The 5,122-nt window shown below is 72.8% G+C and carries 4 protein-coding genes and 1 pseudogene; 4 read left to right on the top strand and 1 reads right to left on the bottom strand.

Annotation, left to right across the window (positions count from 1 at the left end):
- From ACFV4F_RS38570 to ACFV4F_RS38555, 4 genes and pseudogenes are all read left to right on the top strand, one after another.
- Nucleotides 1-407: pseudogene (locus ACFV4F_RS38570) on the top strand (hypothetical protein); the annotation flags it as partial.
- Between the two features lie 409 nt (nt 408-816).
- A complete protein-coding gene (locus ACFV4F_RS38565) occupies nt 817-1,056 on the top strand; it encodes a hypothetical protein (protein ID WP_380509839.1) in 240 nt (79 codons plus the stop codon).
- A 155-nt stretch (nt 1,057-1,211) separates the two neighbouring features.
- Entirely contained in the window at nt 1,212-3,359 is a 2,148-nt protein-coding gene (locus tag ACFV4F_RS38560; protein ID WP_380509837.1) for a hypothetical protein, read from the top strand.
- Between the two features lie 86 nt (nt 3,360-3,445).
- The gene (locus ACFV4F_RS38555) at nt 3,446-4,135 is read left to right on the top strand and encodes a GNAT family N-acetyltransferase (RefSeq protein WP_380509835.1); all 690 of its coding nucleotides are present in this window, start codon (nt 3,446-3,448) and stop codon (nt 4,133-4,135) included.
- 159 nt (nt 4,136-4,294) lie between these two features.
- Here ACFV4F_RS38555 and ACFV4F_RS38550 read toward each other — a convergent pair whose 3' ends face one another.
- Entirely contained in the window at nt 4,295-4,906 is a 612-nt protein-coding gene (locus ACFV4F_RS38550; protein ID WP_380509832.1) for a hypothetical protein, read from the bottom strand.
- Nucleotides 4,907-5,122 lie beyond the last annotated feature (216 nt).

Below are 5,122 nucleotides of genomic sequence, written 5' to 3'. Positions count from 1 at the left end.
TCGCCGTCAACTCCGCCCACCAGTACGTGCAGTGCGAGTCGAAGGGCAACAAGGGCACCAGCATGTCCACCCCTCCGACGTTCATCAACGACCGCCTGTGGGGCACCGGCCACCTGATCGAGTTCTTCGACGCCGTCAGCTCGCCGGCCGGCACCGGACAGATCCTCTCGCTGGGCGCCGGGCACTACGAGCCCGGCGTCGCCAAGGTCACCATCAGCTACGGCGACGACCCGACCCAGTACCCGGCCGTCATGGCAGACGGCGCGTTCGTCTACAGCGCGGCCATCTCCACCGAGCTCACCCGCGACTCCTTCCCCCCGTTCCCCTACGTCCACGCCTACAACGCGGACGGCAAGGAGATCTACAACCAGAAGACCCAGCCCACGGTCAAGGGCACCCGCCCGTAGCCCGCCCGTAGCCCGCCCGTAGCCCGCCCGTAGCCCGTCAGTAGCCATCACCTCACACCGGCCCGGATCGGGGCGGGCAACCGGTTGACGGCGTGGCGAGCCGTCATCTCGATCTGATGACGTTCGGATCACCGTGCAGCGGCGCTCCGGGGCGGCGTCGGGGCCCTGGCTACTCTGAGTGACAGTCTGGTCGGTGTGACAGCTAGATCGTTTGAACTCGGATCATTTTCTGATGGAGCGTCGGCGAATCGTTGCACGTCAGAGCGCTTCTTTATGTGGTTCTGACAGGGCGCCGGAGGATCTAGGTTCTTCCAGCATCCCGGGTGATCAATCCGGTGGAGCGCACCGACCGAGGTGCGCTCCATTCGACGCGAATCCCCTTTTAGAACAATGGCGCAAGGACAGCTCGATGAACACAGTGAAGACCTTCTGGGGACAGGTCACCTTCGCGCGCCCGGGGAACTCGTGGACCGCCCTGGTGGCCAACCTGGTCTTCTGGCTGCTGCTCTACGCGGCCGATCTGGTCGCGGTGTTCGGCGGGTACACGAGCAACTGGCATGCCGTGACCGGCCTGCTGGTTTTCCTCCTCCCCATCTTGCACGGTTTCGCCGTAGTCGGCCGCAAGCGCAGGATTCGCGCGCGGAATTGAACGGGGCGGGCGAATTCAATGCTCGCCACCGGGGCGCGGTTACCTGACGGCCCGCCGCCCCGCACGGCGCTCCGGGCGGTCGGCGGCGGCGCGGGTCCGGTGAGGGCCCGCTGCGCGAAGCCGGGATGTCGGACCTCCCTGTGATGATCAGGCCCATGGAACTCCTCACCGTCCTCGCCGGGCTCGACGCCCACCCCTGGGTCACCGTCAACCACGCCTACGGCTCCGCCGAGGACCTGCCCGAGCTGCTGCGCGCCTTCGCCGAGGGCGGTGAGGACGCCGAGGAGGCCCTGGACGAGCTGTACGGCTCGATCGTGCACCAGGGCACCGTGTACGCGGCCAGCGCCGACGCCGCCCCGTACCTCGCCCGGATCGCTGCCTCCGGCCGGCAGACCGTCGACGCGCTCCGGCTGCTCGGCTGCCTCGCCGCGAGCGAGGACGAGCACGACGTCGAGCCGGGCGCCGTCCGGGCCGCCGTCACCGCCCAACTGCCGCTGCTCGTACCGCTGCTGGCCGACGAGGACGCCGCCGTCCGGCAGGCGGCCGGCTGGACGGCCGGCCACACCCGGGATGCCGGCACCGCCCTGCCCGCCGTCCGGGCCCGCCTCGCCGCCGAGACCGAGCCCGCCGTCCGGGCCGAACTCCTCACCGCCTACGGCCGGCTGGACCTCGCGGGCGCCGTCGCCGAGGCCCGCGCCCTGCTCGGCCCGCACACGCCCGCGCCGCTGCGCCTGGCCGCCGTGTTCACCGCGCTGGACGCCCGGGAGCCGTGGCTCGCCGCGCACCACGACGCCGTCCTCGGCCTGCTGCCCGCGCGCGAGACGGCCAGGTCCGGCCACGCGGACGAGCACCGGGAGCCGTTGCGCAGGATCGTCGGGACCCTGCTGGAACGCGACACGGATGCCGACCGCGAGAGCGCCCTCGCGCTGCTCGACGCCGCCCTGCGCGACGAACGCCCCGAGGTGAGGGCCGAGGCCCTGTGGGCGGCCGACCGCGCCTGCACCCTGTCCCGCAGCGCCCCGCAGCGGCTGATCCCCGCGATCGCCCCGCTCGCTGCCGACTGGGCGGCCGCCCAGCTGCTGGGCAAGCTCGGCCCGGCCGCCGCCGAGGCCGCGCCCGTCCTCGCCGAGCTCGCCGCGCAGCCGGACGACGAGGCGGCCGACCAGGCCCTCGCCGCGCTCGTCCTGGTGGCGCCCCGGGCCGCTGCCCCGCTGCTGGCCCGGGCCCTGGGCCGGCGCCCGCGCGCCATGCAGTGCGCCACGGGCTCCCACGCCCCGGCCCGCGGGCCCTTCCCGTTTGACGCGGAGCTGTTCGCCGCGGTCCGCGCCCGCCTGGCCGCCAAGGCAGCGGAGCGTCCCGAGGGGTGCGAGGACTGCGGTTGCTCGACGACCGAGGACCACAACGACACCGCCGGGCTGGTCCACCTGCTGCGGCAGTGGGGCCCGCAGGCCGTCGAGGCGCTGCCCGAACTGTGTGCCGTGCTGCCGCGGTTCCAGTACGCCGCCACCGCGATCACCGCCGTCGCCGCCGACAGCGGACCGGCACAGCGTGAGCAGGCCGCCACCGCCCTGCGGGCCGGCGCAGGCAAGCTGTTCGTGGCGCGGGCGCTGCACGAGCTGACCGGCGACACCGGACCGCTGTTCGCCGCCGCCGAGGCGGCGCTCGCCACCGGTGCGCGCGGCGCCGCCGAGGGCGCCCTGGCCGTGGCCGACCTCGGCCCGGCGGCCGCCCGCCTCGCCCCGGCCCTGCGGACGGCGCTCGGCCGCACCACCGACCGCGACACCACGCCGGACGTGGACACCGACCTCGCGCTGGCGCTCGCCCTGTGGCGGATCACCGGGGAGGCCGCCGAGGTCCTCCCGGTGCTGGCCTCGGTGTTCGACAACAGCGAGGGCCGGCGCTGGTTCCACCGGACGGCCGCCCGCGCCGCCCGCGAGATCGCCGTGCTCGGCCCGGCCGGGCGCCCGCTGACCGCCCGGCTCGAAGCCCTCCTCGACGACCCGGCCCAGGCCCCCTCGGCCGTCCTGGGGCTCCTCGCCGTCGCCGACCCGGCCGGCCTCGACCGCGCCAGGCTCGCCGAGGCGGCGCTGCACGCGGCCGAGACCCGCGCCGACCTCAAGGGCGCCTGCGACGCCCTGCGAGCGCTCGGCACCGCCGCCCTGACGCCGCAGCAACACGAACGCCTGACCGCGCTCGCCACCGGGGACCGCCGCCTGGTCGTCTCCGGGTTCGACCACGCGATGATCCGTGAGGACGAACAGCTCCGCGCCGCACTGGTGTCCATTTTCGACCGGGCCGGTTGAGGCTCCGGCGTGTCGTGTGGGGTGGCGTCACTCCCGGTGGTGGAAAACGGGGTGTGCGGAGACTCGCCAACCGCCCAGAATGACGAATGCTCATCGACCACTGGCCCCTGCTCGGACTGCGGTTGACCACGCCTCGTCTGGAACTCCGCCTGCCCTCGGGCGAGGAACTCTCCGAGCTGGCCGACCTCGCGGCGGAAGGCGTCCACGATCCGGGCCGCATGCCCTTCTCCGTCCCCTGGACGGATCTGCCTCCCCGGGAACGAGCTCGCTCGGTCGTTCAGTACCACTGGCTCCGGCTCGGCAACTGGACCCCGGACGACTGGGCGCTGAACCTCGCCGTCTTCGAGCACGGACGGATCGTCGGTCTGCAGACGATCGCCGCCCGTGACTTCGCGACCCTGCGTGAGGTCGACACCGGCTCCTGGCTCGGCCTTCGACACCAAGGACGGGGCGTCGGCACCGAAATGCGCGCAGCCGTCCTTCACCTGGCGTTCGCAGGGCTGGAAGCGGCGGAGGCGACCTCCGGCGCCTTCGCGGACAACCCGTCATCGTTCCGGGTTTTCCGGCAAGCTCGGCTACGAGCCGGACGGCATCGAGCACCTCACCGTCCGCGGCCGGGTCACCGTCCTGCGCCGACTGCGGCTGTCCCGCGCGCGGTGGGAGGGGCACCGGCGAACCGGCGTCTCGATCGACGGACTCGGCCCGTGTCTGCCCCTGCTCGGCCTGACGGACGAGACCAGCCGTTGACCGGCCGCTACGCCTGGAGATACTCCTGAAGCGCCGATACGGCCGCCGCCACGGCCTCATCGGCGCTGGTCGTTTCGAGCAGTATCCGGCCGCCTGCGTCCATGGGGAGGAGGAGCGCGGGTCTGGGTGCCACGGCAGACGCGTTGTTCCAACGGCACGGCTGTCGAGGGGCAGATGGCCCCACCGGTTCAGGAGACGAAGCCGATGACGCCGAAGCCGGGGTGGGCCTGGGCGTGGCGGAGCCAGGAGATGACGTCGAAGACGGCGTCGACGACCTCGGGATCGAGCGGCGGGGCGTGGTCGTCGCGCTTGGTCTGCTCGAACTGCTCCAGTGCTTCGAGGCAGCGCTCGTGCGTCCATTCACCGCAGCCGGGCAGGTAGGAGCACGGGATGCCGTCGGGCATGCCGGAGGAGTGGCCGAACTCGGCGACGGAGACCGCGGTGATCCGCAGCGCTTGGAGCCCTTCGTCGACGACCTCCAGCCAGGATCCCCGGAACGGGCAGAAGTTGGAGTTGTCGAGGAAACTCCCGGCCAGGGAGACCAGGCGCTTGTAGGCGTAGCCGTACTGGAAGGCGTGGTCCGGGTTGTCGGAGTAGGGGCCGTCGTGCACCACGGCGTGCAGCGCCTCGTAGGCGGTGGGGGCGCCTTCCTCGATCTGGGAGGAGAACCAGGCGTCGTCCGCGGCCAGGGTCTTGCCGAACTCGTCGCGGATGACCTGGAGCAGCTGTTCGTCTCCGGAGCCGACGAAACCGCGCGCGGCCGTGGGGTCGATCAGGTAGGCGCTGAGGGAGGAACTCATGTGATCACGTTATGGCGCGGGACCGACAGTCCGCCCCGCGCGTTGTACCGACGGCGAGGTTGGTCGGGCTGATGCTCCGGTCGGCGGGAGTGCCCGGGGGTAGGGGGGGGGGGTCGCCCCCCCCAACACCGGGGTGGGGGAGCGGCACGGGGTCCGGCAGAGATTCCTGGCGGCGGGGGGTTTCCAGGAGGGGGTCGACGGGCGGGACGGGGGCGC

The sequence above is a fragment of the Kitasatospora sp. NPDC059722 genome (assembly GCF_042733235.1).
In the GTDB taxonomy this organism is placed as follows: Bacteria; Actinomycetota; Actinomycetes; order Streptomycetales; family Streptomycetaceae; genus Kitasatospora.
The sequence above is the reverse complement of the archived record's forward strand: the minus strand, read 5'-3'. Positions and strand labels throughout refer to the sequence as shown.

Excerpts from the sequence above, each read along its gene's own strand:
- ACFV4F_RS38565 (WP_380509839.1), top strand. The coding sequence starts at position 817 with ATGAACACAGTGAAGACCTTCTGGGGACAGGTCACCTTCGCGCGCCCG.
- ACFV4F_RS38560 (WP_380509837.1), top strand. The coding sequence starts at position 1,212 with ATGGAACTCCTCACCGTCCTCGCCGGGCTCGACGCCCACCCCTGGGTC.
- ACFV4F_RS38555 (WP_380509835.1), top strand. The coding sequence starts at position 3,446 with ATGCTCATCGACCACTGGCCCCTGCTCGGACTGCGGTTGACCACGCCT.
- ACFV4F_RS38550 (WP_380509832.1), bottom strand. The coding sequence starts at position 4,906 with ATGAGTTCCTCCCTCAGCGCCTACCTGATCGACCCCACGGCCGCGCGC.